Source organism: Synechococcus sp. OH2 (assembly GCF_047462155.1).
Lineage (GTDB): Bacteria > Cyanobacteriota > Cyanobacteriia > Thermostichales > Thermostichaceae > Thermostichus.
On sequence record NZ_JANSIR010000123.1, the window covers coordinates 25,681 to 26,906 of the forward strand.

General features: G+C 63.9%; 1 protein-coding gene. It reads right to left on the minus strand.

Going from position 1 to position 1,226, the window contains the following annotated elements:
- Nucleotides 1-1,226 (minus strand): helicase-related protein (locus NW835_RS13610; protein WP_414415564.1); only part of this gene is annotated, 1,226 nt, incomplete at both ends.

The following is a 1,226-nucleotide window of genomic DNA, read 5'->3' on the forward strand; positions in this document are numbered from 1 at the left end:
ACCTCTGCCATCCCCAGATCCAGCGCCAACTGGCGCTCCCCTGAGCCGGATCCCTGGCGCAGAAAAAGGGCCTCCAGCACCGCCTGGGTAACGCTTTCACTCGCTTCGGGCACAGGCACGTGGGTGCCAAGGGTGCGGCGGATTTCCCGCGCCTTGTCCAGCAGCACCTGCAGCACCGCACCGTCCACAGGGTTATCCCGCCCGAAAAAGCGGACGACCTTGACCCGTTCGGCCCGTTGGCCATAGCGATCCACCCGCCCCTCCCGCTGTTCCAGCCGGTTGGGGTTCCAGGGCAGGTCGTAGTGGATGACGGCTGTAAACTTTTCCTGCAGGTTGATCCCTTCCGAGAGGCAGTCGGTGGCCACCAGCACCCGTGGCTGGTCAACGGCAATTTCCGCAATCTTGGCCTCCCGTTCCTCGTCGCCCATGCGGCCGGTTACGCAGGCTACCTGAGTTGCGGATCCCAGGTGCTGCCGAAGGTGGTCGGCAAGATACCCTGCTGTGGCCACATAGCGGCACCAGAGAATGGGGTGAAAGCCCTCGGCGAGGAGCCGCTTCACCAGCTCGATGGCCCGCGCCAGCTTGGTGTCTTGGTCTACGCCGTGAAGTTGGTGGGCCAGACGGGCAAGCTCCCGCAACCGGCGGCGGTCGCTGTCGGGCAGAGTTTGCTCTGCAGCTTCAAGAGCTGGCAGCGGTAATTCATCGTCAGTACGCTCTTGTGCCGACTCGAACACCCAGCGGCTAAAGCTCTCCTCAGCCTCTTCTTCCCGAGAGCCTGCGCTGCGATTGGCCAGCGCCGCCAGAGCCGCTGCCGGACTGGACATGACACAGCGCAAAAGAGCCAGCGCCCCCCAGTAGCGTACGCGCCGCCGCCGCTGCTCCATCTGCTGGCCGGTGCGCACCAGCTCCGAGCAGAAGGCATAGGTGCGCTCAAACAGCTCGCGGTAGCAGCGTGAAAGGTCATAGGTCTCATCTTCAGCTTCCCGGGTTGGGAAGCAGGCGGTTTCTTGCCAGGTCTCCTTGATGTCCCGCCGTGTGCGCTGGACAAAGTGACGGGCCAGCTCGATGCGCTGGTTCTCCTTGAGATCCTGAAGGTCCCACTCCTCGAACTCCGGCCGCAGCAGCCCCAGCAACGACCGGAAGGCCTCTGGGATGCCGCTGTGGGGAGTAGCCGTCAGCAGGATTAGGTGGCGGTTGGGCGCTTGGGCAATAGCTCTCAAAAGAGC